The sequence below is a fragment of the Arthrobacter sp. zg-Y919 genome (genome assembly GCF_030142045.1).
Lineage (GTDB): Bacteria > Actinomycetota > Actinomycetes > Actinomycetales > Micrococcaceae > Arthrobacter_B.
The window spans coordinates 490,263-507,002 of sequence record NZ_CP126242.1 but is presented as its reverse complement, the minus strand read 5'-3'; the positions used below and the strand labels follow the sequence as shown (position 1 = coordinate 507,002).

The 16,740-nt window shown below is 66.9% G+C and carries 17 protein-coding genes and 1 tRNA gene; 10 read left to right on the top strand and 8 right to left on the bottom strand.

Annotation, left to right across the window (positions count from 1 at the left end; genetic code table 11):
• Positions 1–20 precede the first annotated feature (20 nt).
• From QNO10_RS02445 to QNO10_RS02430, 4 genes are all read right to left on the bottom strand, one after another.
• Positions 21–686 (bottom strand): peptidyl-tRNA hydrolase, encoded by a 666-nt coding sequence (locus QNO10_RS02445; protein WP_229949133.1) that lies wholly within the window; start codon positions 684–686, stop codon positions 21–23.
• 54 nt (positions 687–740) lie between these two features.
• Positions 741–1,160, bottom strand: coding sequence for a hypothetical protein (locus QNO10_RS02440; RefSeq protein WP_229949131.1), 420 nt, complete (start codon positions 1,158–1,160; stop codon positions 741–743).
• Between the two features lie 82 nt (positions 1,161–1,242).
• A complete protein-coding gene (locus QNO10_RS02435; RefSeq protein WP_229949129.1) occupies positions 1,243–1,794 on the bottom strand; it encodes a hypothetical protein in 552 nt (183 codons plus the stop codon).
• Entirely contained in the window at positions 1,794–2,315 is a 522-nt protein-coding gene (locus QNO10_RS02430) for a hypothetical protein (RefSeq protein ID WP_229949126.1), read from the bottom strand. The genes QNO10_RS02435 and QNO10_RS02430 overlap by 1 nt, the downstream gene beginning before the upstream one ends.
• 209 nt (positions 2,316–2,524) lie before the next feature.
• Between QNO10_RS02430 and QNO10_RS02425 the strand changes: the two genes are divergently transcribed.
• A complete protein-coding gene (locus QNO10_RS02425) occupies positions 2,525–3,064 on the top strand; it encodes a GNAT family N-acetyltransferase (protein ID WP_229949124.1) in 540 nt (179 codons plus the stop codon).
• Here QNO10_RS02425 and cds1 read toward each other — a convergent pair.
• A complete protein-coding gene (cds1, locus tag QNO10_RS02420; protein WP_283995887.1) occupies positions 3,061–4,152 on the bottom strand; it encodes an L-cysteine desulfhydrase Cds1 in 1,092 nt (363 codons plus the stop codon). The genes QNO10_RS02425 and cds1 overlap by 4 nt on opposite strands.
• A 187-nt stretch (positions 4,153–4,339) precedes the next feature.
• Here cds1 and QNO10_RS14600 point away from each other — a divergent pair, with 187 nt between their 5' ends.
• From QNO10_RS14600 to QNO10_RS02385, 7 genes are all read left to right on the top strand, one after another.
• The gene (locus tag QNO10_RS14600; RefSeq protein ID WP_502864969.1) at positions 4,340–5,440 is read left to right on the top strand and encodes an SDR family oxidoreductase; all 1,101 of its coding nucleotides are present in this window, start codon (positions 4,340–4,342) and stop codon (positions 5,438–5,440) included.
• A 24-nt stretch (positions 5,441–5,464) separates the two neighbouring features.
• Positions 5,465–6,394, top strand: a complete 930-nt coding sequence (locus QNO10_RS02410; RefSeq protein WP_229949120.1) for an NADP-dependent oxidoreductase — start codon at positions 5,465–5,467, stop codon at positions 6,392–6,394.
• A 330-nt stretch (positions 6,395–6,724) separates the two neighbouring features.
• Positions 6,725–6,952 (top strand): hypothetical protein, encoded by a 228-nt coding sequence (locus tag QNO10_RS02405; protein ID WP_229949119.1) that lies wholly within the window; start codon positions 6,725–6,727, stop codon positions 6,950–6,952.
• A 373-nt stretch (positions 6,953–7,325) separates the two neighbouring features.
• Positions 7,326–8,273, top strand: coding sequence for a uridine-preferring nucleoside hydrolase UriH (gene uriH, locus QNO10_RS02400; RefSeq protein WP_229949118.1), 948 nt, complete (start codon positions 7,326–7,328; stop codon positions 8,271–8,273).
• Positions 8,270–9,733 carry a uridine transporter UriT gene (gene uriT / locus QNO10_RS02395; RefSeq protein WP_283995886.1) on the top strand — a complete coding sequence of 488 codons (1,464 nt, stop codon included), beginning with the start codon at positions 8,270–8,272 and terminating at the stop codon, positions 9,731–9,733. The genes uriH and uriT (QNO10_RS02395) overlap by 4 nt, the downstream gene beginning before the upstream one ends.
• On the top strand, positions 9,730–11,157 hold the full coding sequence (uriT, locus tag QNO10_RS02390) for a uridine transporter UriT (RefSeq protein WP_283995885.1): 1,428 nt from the start codon (positions 9,730–9,732) through the stop codon (positions 11,155–11,157). Before uriT (QNO10_RS02395) ends, uriT (QNO10_RS02390) begins: the two co-directional genes overlap by 4 nt.
• A gap of 30 nt (positions 11,158–11,187) precedes the next feature.
• On the top strand, positions 11,188–12,102 hold the full coding sequence (locus QNO10_RS02385) for a ribokinase (protein WP_229949117.1): 915 nt from the start codon (positions 11,188–11,190) through the stop codon (positions 12,100–12,102).
• 96 nt (positions 12,103–12,198) lie between these two features.
• On the opposite strand, the gene QNO10_RS02380 is transcribed toward QNO10_RS02385, so the two are convergent.
• From QNO10_RS02380 to QNO10_RS02370, 3 genes are all read right to left on the bottom strand, one after another.
• On the bottom strand, positions 12,199–13,017 hold the full coding sequence (locus QNO10_RS02380; protein WP_229949116.1) for a histidine phosphatase family protein: 819 nt from the start codon (positions 13,015–13,017) through the stop codon (positions 12,199–12,201).
• 151 nt (positions 13,018–13,168) lie between these two features.
• A tRNA-Thr gene (locus tag QNO10_RS02375) sits at positions 13,169–13,245 on the bottom strand.
• A gap of 159 nt (positions 13,246–13,404) precedes the next feature.
• Positions 13,405–14,274: a DsbA family protein gene (locus tag QNO10_RS02370; protein WP_229949115.1), complete on the bottom strand. Its 870-nt coding sequence runs from the start codon at positions 14,272–14,274 to the stop codon at positions 13,405–13,407.
• A gap of 168 nt (positions 14,275–14,442) precedes the next feature.
• On the opposite strand from QNO10_RS02370, the gene QNO10_RS02365 reads away from it, so the two are divergent.
• Both QNO10_RS02365 and otsB read left to right on the top strand, forming a co-directional pair.
• Positions 14,443–15,924 carry an alpha,alpha-trehalose-phosphate synthase (UDP-forming) gene (locus QNO10_RS02365; protein ID WP_229949114.1) on the top strand — a complete coding sequence of 494 codons (1,482 nt, stop codon included), beginning with the start codon at positions 14,443–14,445 and terminating at the stop codon, positions 15,922–15,924.
• Positions 15,921–16,703 carry a trehalose-phosphatase gene (otsB, locus tag QNO10_RS02360; RefSeq protein WP_229949113.1) on the top strand — a complete coding sequence of 261 codons (783 nt, stop codon included), beginning with the start codon at positions 15,921–15,923 and terminating at the stop codon, positions 16,701–16,703. Before QNO10_RS02365 ends, otsB begins: the two co-directional genes overlap by 4 nt.
• Positions 16,704–16,740 lie beyond the last annotated feature (37 nt).

Below are 16,740 nucleotides of genomic sequence, written 5' to 3'. Positions count from 1 at the left end.
CGGTCCGCGTGGCCTTGGCGTCAGGCGTGCGAGCCGGCGGCGGTACTGAAGCTGGCCGAAGCCACAAACGCTGTTGCGGTGTCGGGCGCAATCTCGGTCATTCCGGCGTCGACAATCAGCGGGCCGGCCCCGGGCCGGGCAGCGAGCGCAGCGAACTGCTCCCCCGGAGTAAAGCGCACTCCCGCGGGTGCACCGGCTTCCTGCCAGGCCTGCCGTCCGGCAGGCTCCAACGCCAGGTACCAGGACAGCAGGGCATGGGCAGCCTGCGCGGAGGCCTTGCCCGTGGACATCTCCAGGTCAGCGTTCAGCACGATCACGGGCGCCTGCTCCGGCCAGGGCGCGGGTTCGCCATCCGGCAGCTGGGTTCCGGACACCTGCAGCTTGGCCAGGTTCTTGGGCATCTGCTCGTACGTCACCGGCTGGAAGGCGATTGCCCGTGCCTCTCCCACCGCCACCGGGCCGGAGGGCGCGTGGGCAGCGAGGCGGTCGAACGTGCTGGGGTTGGCGCGGCGGACGGTTTTCGTGAACCGCCCGTACAGCCAGTTCTCCCACGCTTCGCTGTCTCCCGTCGCCATGTACGCCCGGACGCTGGCAACAGCGGCAGCGGCCACCGCGTCGCGGTGCATGGCGGGATCGGTCTTATCCACGAGCAGGACAATGGGCTGGACTTTGTCGAACGGCTGCATGCTTCCAGTTTTCCACGTCTGCGGCCGGGGCCAGGCGGAGGATCCGGGCCGGGGCTACAGGCGGATAGCCGCAGCCATCTCGTTGACGAAGGCTTCCGTCTCCGCAGCATTGCGGAAGCCGTAGGACACTTCCCGCACCGCTTCCTGCCGCGAGCGCGGCACGGCGTGGTACTTGACGGCGACGACGTTGCCCGGTTCACTGACCGGTTCCACCAGTGGACGGTCCTTGAAGCGGGCGAACTGGTGCAGGGTCGGATCGATGCGCCACTGGTCCGTCTCCACCCAGAAATGATCCCCCATGCCGGAGCTTCCGCTGGCCACCCGCACGTCCTCCAGCCCGGCGGACACCATCAGCCAAGCCAAGGTGAAGGAAGCAGGAGCGCCCAGTCCGGAGCCGTAGGGAATATGGTCCGCGGCGACGGCTGCTGCCTGTTGTGCGAGGGCGGTGGCTTCCTGGAGGCTGAGAGTCTGCATACTTCCATGATCCCAGTCCCCGGGCGCAAAGCCTGCCACAGGCCTGGCACCCTGCCCGGGACGGCTGTGGTGTGCTTCCGCTTTAGGCCGCTGTACCGGCCTCCGCCGCTCCGGTACCCGTCCCGCGCAGCCGGTCTGTCGCCCGCCGGACCTGTGGATCGCCTTCGGCGTTCTGCAGCAGCCGGTCGAAGTCCATCAACCCCACATCACCGCATTTGAAGGAGATCCTGGCCTCGGGCCTGCTGCCAGCCGCCGTCGGCTTCCGCCTCCCGGTGAGCCCAATGCGCAACTGCCCGCCACTGTCGTCATTAACCTGCACCTGCCGTGTCCGGGCGAGTTCCCGCACCGCTTTCACGTCCACCGCAGGGGCATTGTAGAAATACTCGCGGACCACCCGGGTGAGGGCTTCGGCGTCGGCCCGGTCCTGCCGGGGCCACCGGATCAATTTGTCCGTCGCAGCTTGGACCGGATGCATCAGGAGGCCGAATCCAATGATCATCGTGGTCAGGTCTCCGGCGCCCATCAGCAGGAAAAGCACCGCTGACACGCTCAGTCCCACAATGGTCCGGACCGAGTAGGGATGCCGTGGGCTGAGCGGAACAGTCACCAGTACGGGTTGAATCTGCGCCGGCATCAGGACCAGCCTCCCTTCAGTCCGGCCAGGGCCTCTGCCTCCCGGGCCAGCCGGGCCGCCTCGTGCAGCTCGAGGTCGTCACGGCTGCGGATCCGGATGAGCGGGTCCTGCTCACTGGCCGCTTCGAGGGTCCGCAGCCGGTTTCGGTGGTTCTCTGCCGTCCGTGCCAGCTTCAACTGCGACTTGGAACTTGTCAGTCTTTGCATCAATTCCTCCACCCGGGATTCCTTTGCACGGACAACGTCAAAATGGTGCCGCGCCGTGGCTTCGATGCGTACCGCGAGGTCGTGCATGCGGTGCGCGGTTTCGGCGAGTGCGACGGCCTGTCCGGCTTCCAGCCGCTCCTCCGCGATAACGGCTTCCAGCGCCTTCAACCTGCTCTCGTAGGACCGCGTGACCGCACTGTAGTGGCGCATCACTTCCCATGCCGCGCGGACCTGGGACCGCAGCACATCCTGGCGCGCCGCCGTGGCTGCAATCGCCGCATCGAGCCGGGCACAGGTGTGTGCGTAACTGTCCATGGGCTCAGCGGCCCCGAACTGCACCTTCGCTATTCTGCGGACCCGCCTGAGGTTTTGACCCACAGCTGCCTCTCTACAGTCTGCCGCCGGCCCAGGGATGCGGCTCGTAGCGGCGGCAACGGCTATCCGGTCCCATTAACCCTGCCCGGCCACGGCCCGCCCGGTCAATGGAGGAAGGCAGTTTAAGGTGCTGTGGAAGACTGGCGGGCATGGAAATCCGTCCCGCCTCTTTGCTCAATGGTTCCTTCCGTGTCCGCCGGGCGGCGCGCGACGACGTCGGGCCGATCTCCGGGCTGCTGATGGCCGATGCGCTGGGGCAACGGGCCGACCGGGAAGGGAACCATGCCCTGGAGCCGTATCTGCGCGCCTACGATGCCATTGCCGCGGACCCGGCCAACTTCCTGGCCGCCGTCGAAGACTCCTCCGGGCGGATTGCCGGAACCCTGCAGCTGACGCTGATCCCCTGCCTGGCTCTAGGCGGAACCACCCGGTTACAGGTGGAAGCCGTCCATGTGCGTGCCGATCTCCGGTCCAACGGGCTGGGTGCGGCCATGATGGACTGGGCGGTCGCCGAAGGCCGGCGGAACGGCGCCGGGCTGGTCCAGCTCACCTCCAACGCCCAGCGGGACTCCGCGCACCGCTTCTATAAACGGCTCGGCTTCGAGGCCTCCCACATCGGCTTCAAGCGCCACCTCCCGCCGCTCCCATTGCCGGCGGAAACGCTGCCGTCCGGGATGTTCGACTTCTAATCCCTCGTGCCGGCGGGCCACCGTCCGGTCCGGAACAGTTCCTCCAGCATGGCCGTGGCAGGCGCCGGGTCCAGTCCGCGGGACTGCAGCCAGGCGTCGTCGCCGTAGGACGCGGCGTACCGGTCCCCCGAATCGCACACCAGCGAGACGATGCTTCCGGCGCGGCCGTCCGCTTCCATGGCCGCCGCCAACTGCCAGACACCCCAGAGGTTGGTGCCGGTGGAAGGCCCGGCGTGCAGCCCGGTGAGCCGGCGCAGGTGCCGCGAGGCTGCTACCGACGCAGCGTCGGGGACCTGGACCATATGGTCGATGACCGCGGGCACAAAGCTGGGTTCGGGCCGCGGCCGGCCGATGCCTTCAATCCGGGACGGTTTCCCGGCGGCAGGCTCCCCCGGGTTCCGCCAGGCGGGGAAGAACGCGGAATTCTCCGGATCCACCACCGCCAGCCGGGTGGGATAGCGGTGATACCGGATGTAGCGGCCGATCGTTGCACTTGTCCCGCCGGTGCCTGCACCCACCACTATCCAGTCCGGCAGCGGGTGGTCCTCCTGTGCCATCTGGGAAAAGATGGATTCGGCAATGTTGTTGTTGCCCCGCCAGTCAGTGGCGCGTTCGGCGTACGTGAACTGGTCCATGTAATGCCCGCCGGTGCTGGCTGCGACGGCCTCCGCAGCGGCGTACACCTCGGATGGCTCCTGCACGAAGTGGCAGCGTCCACCGTAGTGCTCGATCAGCCGGATCTTCTCCGCACTGGTGGTCTGCGGCATCACGGCCACGAACGGCAGACCCAGCAACTGGGCAAAATAGGCTTCGGAGACCGCGGTGGAGCCGCTGGAGGCCTCCACGATGGTGGTGCCCTCGGTGATCCAGCCGTTGACCAGGCCGAAGAGGAACAGGGAGCGCGCCAGCCGGTGCTTGAGGCTTCCCGTGCGGTGCGTGGACTCGTCCTTCAGGTAGATCTGCACCGACCAGCCGGCGGGGACCGGGACCTGGAACAGGTGCGTATCGGCCGAGCGTGCCCCTTCCGCCTCGATGCGGCGGATGGCGGTCTCGGCCCAGCTGCGGTCCGGAAGCATAAGAGTGTTCACGTTTCCAGCCTACGTTTGGTTGCCCGGCCCCACCGTCCACGGCCGGATCCGTCCGCCGGATTCGCCTTCCCGGTTTTCATCAGCAGGCTGATGATCGATAGTCTCGAAGTACTGGCCGTTGACCAGGTATGACGGAATCAACAGGAGGATCAATGTCCCAGGAACCCATCCCGGAACCGGCCGCTGAATCGCATGCCGGTTCCAACCCGCGGCCCGGCATCATCGAACAGGACCAGGCGCGCACGGCGGCCCGGCCCCGCACACCGGCACCGGGCGCGGTCCTCGTGGCCGGTGCTGGCGGCGTCATCGGACGGCACGCCGCAGACGAGTACGCCCGCCGCGGCTGGAAGGTCCGCGGCGCCAGCCGCCGGCCGGTTCCCGGCGCCGGTGCCAGGCCCGCGCGGGCCTGGCACCGGCGTCGGACACCACCCATCTGGTCTTCGGCGCCTACATTGAGCGCCCGACGTCGGCGGAATTATCCGAGGTCAACACGGCCCTGCTGCGCAACACCCTGGACGGACTGCACGCCGCCGGCGCACCGCTGCGCCACGTCACGCTCTACCAGGGCGGAAAAGCGTACGGCGCCCATCTGGGGTACTTCAATGCACCGGCGAAGGAACGGGATCCGCGGCTGATCCAACCCAACTTCTACTACGACCAGGAAGACCTGCTGCGCGAGGTGGCCGCGGAGCGCGGTTTCACCCTGACCGTCCTGCGGCCCGAGGGCGTCATCGGGTACGCCACCGGCAACCCGATGAATCTACTGATGGCCATTGCCGTGTACGCGAGCATCAGCAAGGAACTGGGCCAGCCGCTGCGCTTCCCCGGGACGGTGGCGGCATACGACGCCCTGTACCAGGTCACCGACGCCGAACTGCTGGCCCGTGCCGCCGTGTGGGCCGGTTCGGAACCGGCTGCGGCAGGGGAAATCTACAACATCACCAACGGCGACCAGTTCCGCTGGCGCCAGCTCTGGCCGGCCTTCGCCAAGTACTTCGGTATGGAGTACGCGGAACCGCAGCCCGTACCCCTGACGGACGCCATGCCGCAGTACGGCAGGCTGTGGGAGCAGATGACCGAACGGTACGGCCTGGAGCCGATCCCCTACGAGGACCTGGTCCGCTGGGAATTCGCCGACTTCATATTCCGCTCGGAGTTCGACAACGTCTCCTCCACCATCAAGGCCCGGCAGGCCGGTTTTGCCGACTGCCTGGATTCGGAAGACCGTTTCCTGGAGCTCTTTGACCACCTGGCCCAGCAGCGCATCATCCCGGGCCCCACGGCCTAACCACATAAGCAAGAGGAGTTCGTCGTGAAGATTGTCGGCATCCGCGCCTTTGGCGGGCCCGAGGTCCTGGAGGTACTTGAGGTACCCGAACCGCACGCCGGTCCCGGGGAGGTCCGCATCCGCGTCCGGGCCGCCGCCGTCAGCCCCACCGACACGGTGCTGCGCACCGGCGCCCAGGACATGGGTGGGCTGGAACCGCCCTATATTCCGGGCATGGACGCCGCCGGAGTGGTGGACGAGGTGGGTGACGGCGCCGGCTGGCGGATCGGTGACGAGGTCATGGCCCTGGCCCTGCCCCGGGCCGCACGGCGGGGCGCCTACACCGAGTACCTGGTGGCGCCGTCGGACTCGATCGCACGGATCCCTGCCGGAACCGGGTTGGAAGCTGCCTCCACGTTGCCGATGAACGGCCTCACCGCGGTGCAGATCCTCGAAAAGCTGGACCTTGCCGAAGGCTCGGTCCTGGCCATTACCGGCGCAGCGGGAACCCTGGGCAATTACCTGATCCAGCTCGCCAAAGAGGCGGGCCTGACCGTGGTCGCCGATGCCTCCGAAGGGGATGCCGACCTGGTGGCGGCCCTGGGCGCGGACCATGTGGTGGAACGTGGCGACGACGTTGCCGGCCGGATCCGGGAGCTCTTTCCCGACGGCGTCGACGCCGTGGCGGATGCCGCGGTGATGAACGAACTCGCGGCGGACGCGGTGCGCGACGGCGGCGGGTTCGCCACCGTACGCGGGTGGGACGGAGATCCCGGCCGAGAAATCACGGTGCATCCGATCCGGGTGGGTGAGGAATACTCTTCCGGGGCAAAGCTGGACCGGCTGCGTGCACTGGCAGAGGCAGACCTGCTCAGCCCACGGATCGCCGACGTCCTGCCCGCCGAACGCGCCGCCGACGCGCACCGGCGGCTCGAGGCCGGCGGACTGCGCGGCCGGATTGTGCTGACCTTCTAAACCCGCGGCTTTCCTCATCCCGCGCGCGACGGCGGCACCGGCCCCAGGTGCCGCCGTCGTCCGTTTGAAGCAGCAAAGTTTGAGTAAAGGGCTATCCGGCGGGCGGACACGCTGTTATGGTCGGCCGCATGGGAATACTGATATTCGAGTAGCGCTGCGCGCTCGAAACCCGCTGCAGACAACCATCTATGAGAGCTTGTTGAGGCACTGCCTCCGAGTCCGTCCGTCTGCCCCGAAAATCTCCTCCCGGTAGAACCGGCGTGCTTTTGGCACGCCCCCGGACGGTGTCCCTGACATCACCTCAACGGCCCCGAGCCATTGGAGGACCCCATGCGTGCACCCAAAGAGAAAAAGCCGAAATCCGAACACCCCGTACTGCCGCCCGTCGAGATCCATCTCGCTCCCGCGGCCGAAGCCCGGCTGAGCGAGGCGAGCGCCCAACAGCTCGCCTCCGCTCCCGAGACCGCCCTGCCCGGCTGGCAGAGTCTCGGCAAGGACCACAAGCCCACCCGGTCGAACACGAAGCAAGGCCCGCGGGAGCGAAAGGTCAGGTGGTAGCGCCCTACGTCATACCGGACCGCCTCCGCCCCTCCCGGGGCGGGGGCGGTTTTCCACCTGCTGTCTGGTCGCCGGCAGACTGATCCGCCATGCTGGAAGAGAGGTGGTTGTCCCGCGCCGGGCAAACGCGGAAAGAGCGGCAGACAGCATAAATTCCGCACCGGCAGATGGCAAATCGCGCCGGCGTCCGGTCCGGCCCGAACAGATCCCCCGGCGGAGTGGTCCGCAATACGTCTATATCGTTAATTACGTCGCCTGGCAGGCGCTCCCCCATGTCCGCACCGCCGCGGGCCGCTGCAGGAGTCCCGCAACCGGGCGCCGCAATGCCGGAACTGCGGTCCCGGAGCTAGAACCTCAACGAAGCGGAGACGTAATGCCCCACAAAATCATCCTGGATTGCGATCCCGGGCATGATGATGCGGTCGCCCTGCTGCTGGCACACGGCAGCCCGGAGATCGACCTTCTGGCGGTGACCACCGTCGTCGGAAACCAGACCCTGGAGAAGGTGACACGTAACGCACTGGCAATTGCCCGTGTTGCAAATATCACAGGCATTCCCTTCGCCGCCGGCTGCGACCGGCCCCTGGTCCGCACGATTGAAAACGCCCCGGACATCCACGGCGACTCCGGCATGGACGGCCCCGACCTGCCCGAGCCGACCCTCGAACTGGATCCCCGCCACGCGGTGGACCTGATCATCGACACGGTCATGGCCCATGAGCCGAACACCGTCACCCTCGTCCCCACCGCAGGCCTGACCAACATCGCCCTGGCCGTCCGCAAGGAACCGCGCATCGCCGAACGCGTCAAGGAAGTTGTCCTGATGGGCGGCGGCTACCACGTAGGCAACTGGTCCGCCGTGGCCGAGTTCAACATCAAGATCGACCCCGAAGCCGCACACATTGTGTTCAACGAGAAGTGGCCGCTGACCATGGTCGGCCTCGACCTCACGCACCAGGCACTGGCCACGGACGAAGTGGCCGAGCGCATCGCCGCCGTCGGCACCAAGCCGGCCCGGTTCGTCGGCGAACTGCTCGACTTCTTCGGCGAGGCGTACAAGGACGCCCAGGGCTTCGACTTCCCGCCGGTGCACGATCCCTGCGCCGTTGCCTACGTCATTGACCCCTCCGTCATGACCACCCGGCGCGTGCCGCTGGACGTGGAACTGACCGGCACCCTGACGCTGGGCATGACCGTGGCCGACTTCCGTGCACCGGCTCCCGCCGACTGCAACACATCCGTAGCCGTCGACCTGGACCACCAGAAGTTCTGGGACCTGGTTGTCGACGCACTTCAGCGCATTGGCGAGGTTGACCTGTGAGTGAAACTGCCCGCCGACGGGTAAACGTCGGCGCCTTGATGGCCGCCCTGCTGGCCGCCTGCGTGGCGTTCCAGCTGAACGCCTCCATGCTCTCCCCCGCCCTGTTCACCATCGAACAGGAGCTGGACACCACCTCGGCTGCCGTAGCCCTGACGCAGACGGCGTTCTTTACCGCCGCTGCCCTGTTCTCCCTGTTCCTGCCCCGCCTCGGCGACATCATCGGCCGCAAGAAGGTCCTCACCGGCATGCTGGTGGTCCTGACCATCGGCTCGGTCGTGGCTGCCCTCGCGCCGAGTGTTGAGGTTCTCTTCCTCGCCCGCCTGATCCAGGGTGTTTCCGGTCCCACGGTGGCGCTGTCCATGATCATGCTGCGCGTGGAAGTCCGCGATCCTCGAAAGTACGGCACCCTGATGGGTGTCATTGCCGCCGTCAACGGCGGCATCGCCGGCGTCGACGCCATCGCCGGAGGCTACCTGGCGCAGAACCACGGTTTCGCCTCGATCTTCTGGTCCATGGCCGTCGTCGGCATCATTGCCACCGCCCTCGTGATCGCCGTCATCCCTGAGTCCCGGGCCGAGAAGAAGGAAAAGATGGACTGGGTGGGCGTCGTTCCCCTGGTCATCTCCGTGGGCACCCTGCTCACTGCCTTCAATGAGGCCGGCAAACTGGGGGACGCCAACTGGCCCCTGGTCATCGGCCTGATCGTCATCGCCGTCGTCGCGTTCACGGTCTTCTGGAAGGTCGAAAACCGCACCGAACAGCCGCTGATCGCCACCTACCTCCTGAAGCAGCGCTCCACCTGGGCCCTGCTGCTGACCACCGTGCTGACCATGACCGGCGTTTTCGCCGTTATGAACGGCATCCTTCCGGCCCTGGCGCAGGACGGTGCCGTGGGCTTCGGCATGGGCGCCGAAGAGTCCGCCTGGTGGACCATCACCCCGTACGCCATTGCAGGCCTCATCGTGGGACCGTTCGCCGGGCGCCTGGCCGGCAGCTGGGGTTACGCCAAGGTACTGCGCATCGGCACCATCGGGTCCGTCATCGCGCTGGCGCTCATGCTTCCCGTGGTCGGCAGCGACTCCAAGGCAGGCCTGCTGGCCGTTTCCATCCTCGTGGGCATCACCTACGCCGGCATCGGCAATGTCATGCTCAGCGGCCTGGGAGTCATGCTTTCCCCGAAGGAAAACCCCGGCTTCCTGCCCGGCCTCAACGCCGGTGCCTTCAACCTGGGTGCCGGCCTGAGCTTCGCCGTGATCTACGCGGCCAAGACCGCCACCACCGTTACGGACGGGTCCGGAACCGAAGGCTACTACGGCGGCATCATTGCCGGCGTCATCATTCTGGGCCTTGCCCTGGCCTCCTCGTTCCTGATCCCCAAGCCCGCCAAGACCGGCTCCGAGGCAGTCGCCCCCGTGGCTGAGCCGGAAGACACCAAGCCCAAAGCAGAGGTGACCCGGTGACTGAAACCGCACGCCGGCGGGTAAACGTCGGCGCCCTGATGGCAGCATTGCTGGCCGCCTGCGTGGCGTTCCAGCTGAACGCCTCCATGCTCTCCCCCGCACTGGTCAGCATCGAGGAGGAACTGGACACCACCTCGGCGGCAGTCGGCCTGACGCAGACCGCGTTCTTCACCGCGGCCGCACTGTTCTCCCTGTTCCTTCCCCGCCTCGGCGACATCATCGGCCGCAAGAAGGTCCTGACCGGCATGCTGGTGGTCCTGACCATCGGTTCCGTGGTGGCCGCCCTGGCACCGAGCATTGAAGTCCTCTTTATTGCCCGCCTGATCCAGGGTGTTTCCGGCCCGGTGGTCCCGCTGACGCTGATCATGCTCCGCGTCGAGATCCGCGACCCCAAGCTGTACGGCACCCTGATGGGCGTCATCACAGCGGTCAACGGCGGCATTGCCGGGGTCGACGCCGTCGCCGGCGGCTACCTCGCGGAAAACCACGGGTTCGCTTCGGTCTTCTGGGCCATGGCCATTGTCGGTGCGGTCGCCACGGCCCTGCTCTTCTTCCTGGCCCCCGAATCCCGGGCCGAGAAGAAGGAAAAGATGGACTGGGTGGGCGTTGTCCCGCTGGTCATCTCCGTGGGCACCCTGCTGACCGCAGTCAACGAGGCAGGCAAACTGTCGGATGCCAACTGGCTCCTGGTGGCTGGCCTGACCGTCATCGGCGTGATCGCGTTCGTGGTGTTCTGGAAGGTGGAGAACCGCACTGAACAGCCGCTGGTCGCCACCTACCTGCTCAAGCAGCGCTCCACCTGGGCGCTGCTGCTGACCACACTGCTGACCATGACCGGCGTCTTCGCGGTGATCAACGGCATCATCCCCGCCCTGGCGCAGGACGGCGCCGTCGGGTTCGGCATGGGTGCGGAAGAGTCCGCCTGGTGGACCCTGACACCCTATGCCCTCGCCGGACTGCTGCTCGGTCCGCTCGCCGGCCGCCTGGCGGCGACCTGGGGCTACGGCAAGGTGCTGCGGATCGGCATGATCGGCTCGGTCATCACCCTGGCACTGATGCTCCTGGTGGTTGGCAGCGACTCGAAGCTGGGCCTGCTGGGCGTGTCCGTGCTGATCGGCATCACCTACGCCGGCATCGGCAACATCATGCTCAACGGCCTGGGCATCGTGCTCTCCCCAAAGGAGAACCCCGGTTTCCTCCCCGGCCTCAATGCCGGCGCCTTCAACCTGGGTGCGGGCCTGAGCTTCGCGGTGATCTACGCGGTGAAGACCGCTGCCACCCCGGCCGACGGCGCCGGGGACACCGGGTACTACGCCGGTATTATTGCCGGTCTGGTCATCTTGGCGCTGGCCCTGGCCTCATCCTTCCTCATCCCGAGGCCGGTCGCCGCCGAGGTTGAGCCCGCCGAGACCGACCACCGCTGACCCCGTCCGCCACCCTAGGAGAATCCCTGCATGTCCGCCGGAAAAGTTGTAGTTGTCGGTTCGCTTAATGCCGACCTGACCGTCCGCACCGATCGTTTCCCCTCCCCCGGGGAAACCTTGAACGGGTCCGAACTGGTCATTGTTCCCGGCGGCAAGAGTGCCAACCAGGCCGCCGCCGCCGCCCTGCTGGGCGCCGATGTGCGGCTCTTCGGAGCCGTGGGTGCCGACGGGCACGGGGACCTGCTGCTCAAGGCGGCCGCCGGTGCCGGCGTGGACGCTTCCCGCGTCCTGCGCCGCACCGGCACCGCGACGGGCACGGCCATGATCGTGGTGGACGCCGCCGGGGAAAACACCATCATCGTTTCCCCCGGAGCCAACGGCACCGTGACCGGCGCCGAGCTTCCGGCGGACCTCTTTGAGGACGCCGCGGTCCTGTGCCTGAGCCTGGAGGTGCCGCTCGAAGCGGTCACCGCAGCGGCGCAGGCAGGGCACGACGCCGGTGCGCAGGTACTGCTGAACCTCTCGCCGTACCGCGAGGTACCGGCCGGGCTGCTGGCCCTCACCGACGTCCTGCTGCTCAACGCCCACGAAGCGGCGCTGGTGACGGGACTGGCGGATCCGGCGTCGGACTGGGAAAGGGTCATCGCCGCTCTGGCGCGCCTGGGCGTGCGCCGCACGATCATCACGCTTGGCGGCGAGGGCGCCGTCGTACTGGACGGCACCGCTGAAAGCGCGGACCGCGTGGTTGCCATTGCCCCCACCCGGGTGACGGCGGTGGACACCACCGGCTGCGGCGACGCCTTCACGGCCGCTACGGCTGCCCGGCTCGCCGCCGGTGATTCACTGGCACAGGCTGCCGAGTTTGCGGCCCGTGCCGGCGCACTGGCTGCCACCCGCGAGGGCGCCCAGTCTTCGTATTCGGCGCTGCTGGAAATGGTGCAGTAAGAAGGAAGATCCCGTCTTCAGAGCCGGGGCCGGACCGGGTGGTTACGCCTGTTCCGGTCCCGGCTTTTTATCGCCTAAGCACGGCCGAGGTTGCCCTCAGCTGCCAAACGAGCCTTCAAGGAAATGCCGGTTGGCTTCAGCCCGCTCCAGGAGGTCCTCGCCGGTGAAGTATTTCCGGTCGAATTCTTCCCACTCGCCGACGAACATGGTCCACTCCCCGTCCACCTGAACGGGCCAACACCGCCGGACCCAGTTGAGCTTTTCGCGGACGTCGTCCTGGTCCTTCGGATCGGTGCTGGTGTACTGCAGGACTGTGCAGTTGTGGATCATCTCCGCCCTGTCCGCATTCCGCTTCAGGAACTCTTCGTCGCTCCAGCGCTCCAGCACCAGGCGCGTCGCCCACATGAATTCGCCGTGGGTGACCAGGAGGACATTGTCCCGGGCGTTTTCGCGGTGCAGGGTGCTGAGGATGTTCCGCACCCGGTTCTCCGCGACATTCGCAATGGACTCACCCGCGGGAGGAGCCCAGTACAGCGGATCGTTTTTCCGGTACGCCGCGTTCTGTGCGTACTTCCGCGCAAAATCCTGCTTGGACATGGGACCGATCTCACCCCACGAACGCTCACGGATCACGCGGTTTTCTTCCCAACGCACGTCCAGTCCCAGGTGTGCAGCCGTCTCACGGGCCCGGGTGTAAACGGACACCAGGGCCCGGTCGAACTCAACATTCTGCTCGGCTATCCAGGCTCCTGCGACCTTGGCCTGCTGGACGCCGAGTTCCGTGAGCCGCCACGACCGGTCCGGGACGGTCATGGTCTCTTCGGTGTAGAGGCTCGGGTCCCCTGCCCTGGACGCCCTCTGCATAACGTTCGCTTCGCTCTGTCCGTGACGGACGAGGAACAGGTTCCGGGGCATAACCAATTGGAGACTCCTAAGACGCGCGCAGTAACTCTCGCCGTTAATCCTATGCCGCGCCGGCGCCCGCAGTTTTCCCGGACCGGAGCCGAACCCGGACATGGAAAAACCCCTCCCGATCGGACGTTTCGCCTGATCAGGAGGGGTTTCGTGGAGCCCCCTGCCGGATTCGAACCGGCGACCCCCTGTTTACAAGACAGGTGCTCTGGCCAACTGAGCTAAGGGGGCGCTGCCGGCGGTCGGAAAGACCAGGCCGGCGGCGCCGCCGTCGTCCACCCCAAGAAACAGGTGCGAACAAACAGCGCTACACAAGGTTAGCCCAGAGCGCCCGCCCGCGTGAAACTGGAAGGTTTCCGCGCAGAACGGGGGCCCCGGACTCGGAGCAGACTACTTGTTGGCGTCGATTGCGCCCTGGACGGTTTCCACGAACGTGTTCAGGTCCGCTTCCGCACCGTTGACGTATGCGGTGGGGGTGCCGGAGATGCCGTCCACGCGGGCCAACTGGTCCGCGTACTTCACGAACGGACGGTAGGTGTCGTCCTCGATGCAGTCTTCCATGCCCTCAGTATCGGCGCCGACGGACGCGGCCATGTCCACAAGCCCGTCATTGTTCACCTCACCGGAGGCGTGCTGGGCGAAGATGGCCTTCATGAAGTCCCAGTAGGACTCGGGGCTTTCATCGGCCACGCAGGCCGCCGCGTTGGCGCCGCGGGAGGAGTAGTTGGTGGCCGAGCTGCGGTCCAGGAAGGCCACGGTGCGGTACTCGTAGGTGATTTCCCCGGCATCAAGCCACTGGGAGATCTGGTCGTCGTACGTGGCAGCAAAGTCGGCACAGTGCACGCAGTTGATGTCCACGTATTCCACGATGGGCACCGGCTGGCCCTTCTCGCCGGCCGTGATGCCCGGGGGAACGGGAGCGTCCTCAGCAGCTTCCTCCGGCGGGGAGGGGAGGTCCTCGGTGTCGAAGTCGAACCTCTCGGTCGGCTGCAGCGCGGTGGTCGACGTCAGGGTGAAGCCGCCGTATTCGTTCGCATTGGCCGGCGACTCACCGGCGGAAGGGATCTTGCTGTTTGCGTTGTTGACCACAATCACGGCCACGATCGCAATGACGGCAACTACGGCCACCACCACCCCCCAGATCGCCAGAAGTCGGTTGCGCCGCTCCTTCTTCTGTTGGGCTTCGCGCATTGCGCGCGCCTGCTCGCGGGCAGCGGCAGTGCGCTCAGCCTTGGTCGGCTTGGGATTCCGGTCAGTCATAATTCCTCATGTCTCTCAACGCCGGCCACGTTTCCGGGCCTCTCAGCTCAACACCAGTGTAGGCGGAACAGCCGCGACGGCCGTTCGGCCAACGGCTGTGGGCGGTACAAAGTTTCCGCCCTTCGATAGAGTGGCAATATATGACTTTTCAACAGAGGGGTGCCATTCGTGAACGCTGAGGCGGATCCGAGTTCCAAGGAAGACGCTCCGGACAGCTATGGCGACTTCGATTTCATCGTCGTTTCCAACCGGCTTCCCGTTGACCGGGTCAGCGGAGCCGACGGCGAAACCTGGCGCCGGTCCCCCGGCGGGCTGGTCACTGCGCTGGCTCCCGTGATGGCCAAGGCCGACGGCGCGTGGGTGGGCTGGCCGGGATCTCCGGACGAAGAGGTCGAGCCCTTCGACCATGACAACATGCACCTCAAGCCGGTGCCGCTGAGCACCGATGAAGTTGAACTGTATTACGAGGGCTTCTCCAACACGACGCTGTGGCCGCTCTACCACGACGTGATCGCCACCCCGGAATTCCACCGCACCTGGTGGGACGCCTACCGGACGGTGAACCGCCGCTTCGCCGACGCCGCCGCCTCAGTGGCAGCCAAGGGCGCCACGGTCTGGGTCCAGGACTACCAGCTGCAGCTGGTCCCCCAGCTGCTGCGCCAGGCACGCCCGGACCTGAAGATCGGCTTCTTCAACCACATTCCCTTCCCTCCGCTGGAAATCTTCGCCCAGCTGCCCTGGCGCCGGAACATCATCGAGGGCCTGCTCGGGGCGGACCTGATCGGGTTCCAGCGCCCCTCGGACGCCAGCAACTTCCTGCGCTGCGTGCGCCGCTTCGCCGGGTACACCATCCGCCAGCAGCAGGTAAATGTCACCACGGAAGATGGACTCTCCTATGTCTCCCGGGCCGAGGCATTCCCCATCTCCATCGATTCCAGCCAGATCACCGAGCTGGCGCAGCGTGAAGATGTCATTGAGCGGTCCAAGCAGATCCGCCGTGAACTGGGCAACCCGGACACCGTGCTGCTCGGCGTGGACCGCCTGGATTACACCAAGGGCATCAGCCACCGGCTCAAGGCGTACGGGGAGCTCCTCGAAGACGGCAAGATCACGGTGGAAAACGCAGCCATGATCCAGGTCGCCAGCCCATCCCGCGAGCGCGTGGAACAGTACCGGCTGCTGCGCGAGGAGGTGGAGGGGACGGTGGGCCGGATCAGCGGCACTTTCGACACCATCTCCAATACGGCACTGCGCTACCTCCACCACAGTTATCCGGTAGAGGAGATGGTGGCGCTCTACCTGGCCGCCGACGTCATGCTGGTCACCGCGCTGCGCGACGGCATGAACCTGGTGGCCAAGGAATACGTGGCCGCCCGCACCGGCAACACCGGCACCCTTGTCCTTTCCGAGTTCACCGGAGCAGCCGACCAGCTGCGGCAGGCAGTGCTGGTCAACCCGCACGACATCGACGGGTTGAAGGCCGCCATCCTCACCGCGGTAAACATGCCGGCCCGGGAAGCCGGCCGCCGGATGCGCCTGATGCGCCGCCAGGTGCTGCAGAACGACGTCGAACGCTGGTCCCGCAACTTCCTGGATGCCCTCGAACAGGACCAGGACCGGGAGCAGACCCAGGATCAGGACCAGTCATGAGTGTGCAGGACGCGCGCCTGCAGGAGGCGCTGGAAACCCTGTCCCGGACCGGGAAACTGCTCGTGGCGCTGGACTTTGACGGGGTGCTGTCCCCGCTGGTGGAGCATGCCGAGGACGCCCGGCCGCTGGACGGCTCGGCCGCAGCGGTCCGCGCCCTGGCCACCCTCCCGGAGACCGTCACCGCGTTCATTTCCGGACGCGCGCTGGACAGTCTGCGCACCGTAGCCACACCGGACCCGGAAACCCTCCTTATCGGCAGCCACGGTGCCGAGACCTGGACCGGACCCAACCAGGAACCCCTGCAGCTGACCGCCGAACAGGCCGAGCTGCTGGCCCGGGCCCGCACAGCGGTGGAATCCGTGACCGCCCGCCACCCGGGCTGCCGGCTCGAAGACAAGCCCGCCGGCGTCGTCCTGCATACACGCAGCGTGTCCGGGGCGGTTGCCGCCGCAGCCACAGCCGAGGCCCGGCGGGAACTGAGCCTGCTCGACGGCGTGCAGGTCACCGACGGCAAGTCCGTACTGGAGGCCTCGGTGGTCCACACCAACAAGGGCGAGGGTATCCGGGCCCTGCGCCAGCTGACCGGCGCGACGGCGGTGCTCTTCGCCGGGGACGATGTCACCGACGAACGCGGCTTCGAGGCCCTTGCCCCCGGCGACGTCGGAATCAAGGTGGGCGAGGGAACCACTGCCGCGGCCTACCGGGTCGCATCCCCCGAGGCGTTCACCGGCGTCCTGGTCGAACTTGCGCGACTGCGCGCCGACGCCACCGCCAGCTGATACCTGCGGCCGGTGCCCGGTCGCCTTCTGCCAACCT

Excerpts from the sequence above, each read along its gene's own strand:
- QNO10_RS02445 (WP_229949133.1), bottom strand. The coding sequence starts at position 686 with ATGCAGCCGTTCGACAAAGTCCAGCCCATTGTCCTGCTCGTGGATAAG.
- QNO10_RS02440 (WP_229949131.1), bottom strand. The coding sequence starts at position 1,160 with ATGCAGACTCTCAGCCTCCAGGAAGCCACCGCCCTCGCACAACAGGCA.
- QNO10_RS02435 (WP_229949129.1), bottom strand. The coding sequence starts at position 1,794 with ATGCCGGCGCAGATTCAACCCGTACTGGTGACTGTTCCGCTCAGCCCA.
- QNO10_RS02430 (WP_229949126.1), bottom strand. The coding sequence starts at position 2,315 with ATGGACAGTTACGCACACACCTGTGCCCGGCTCGATGCGGCGATTGCA.
- QNO10_RS02425 (WP_229949124.1), top strand. The coding sequence starts at position 2,525 with ATGGAAATCCGTCCCGCCTCTTTGCTCAATGGTTCCTTCCGTGTCCGC.
- QNO10_RS02405 (WP_229949119.1), top strand. The coding sequence starts at position 6,725 with ATGCGTGCACCCAAAGAGAAAAAGCCGAAATCCGAACACCCCGTACTG.
- uriH (WP_229949118.1), top strand. The coding sequence starts at position 7,326 with ATGCCCCACAAAATCATCCTGGATTGCGATCCCGGGCATGATGATGCG.
- QNO10_RS02385 (WP_229949117.1), top strand. The coding sequence starts at position 11,188 with ATGTCCGCCGGAAAAGTTGTAGTTGTCGGTTCGCTTAATGCCGACCTG.
- QNO10_RS02380 (WP_229949116.1), bottom strand. The coding sequence starts at position 13,017 with ATGCCCCGGAACCTGTTCCTCGTCCGTCACGGACAGAGCGAAGCGAAC.
- QNO10_RS02370 (WP_229949115.1), bottom strand. The coding sequence starts at position 14,274 with ATGACTGACCGGAATCCCAAGCCGACCAAGGCTGAGCGCACTGCCGCT.
- otsB (WP_229949113.1), top strand. The coding sequence starts at position 15,921 with ATGAGTGTGCAGGACGCGCGCCTGCAGGAGGCGCTGGAAACCCTGTCC.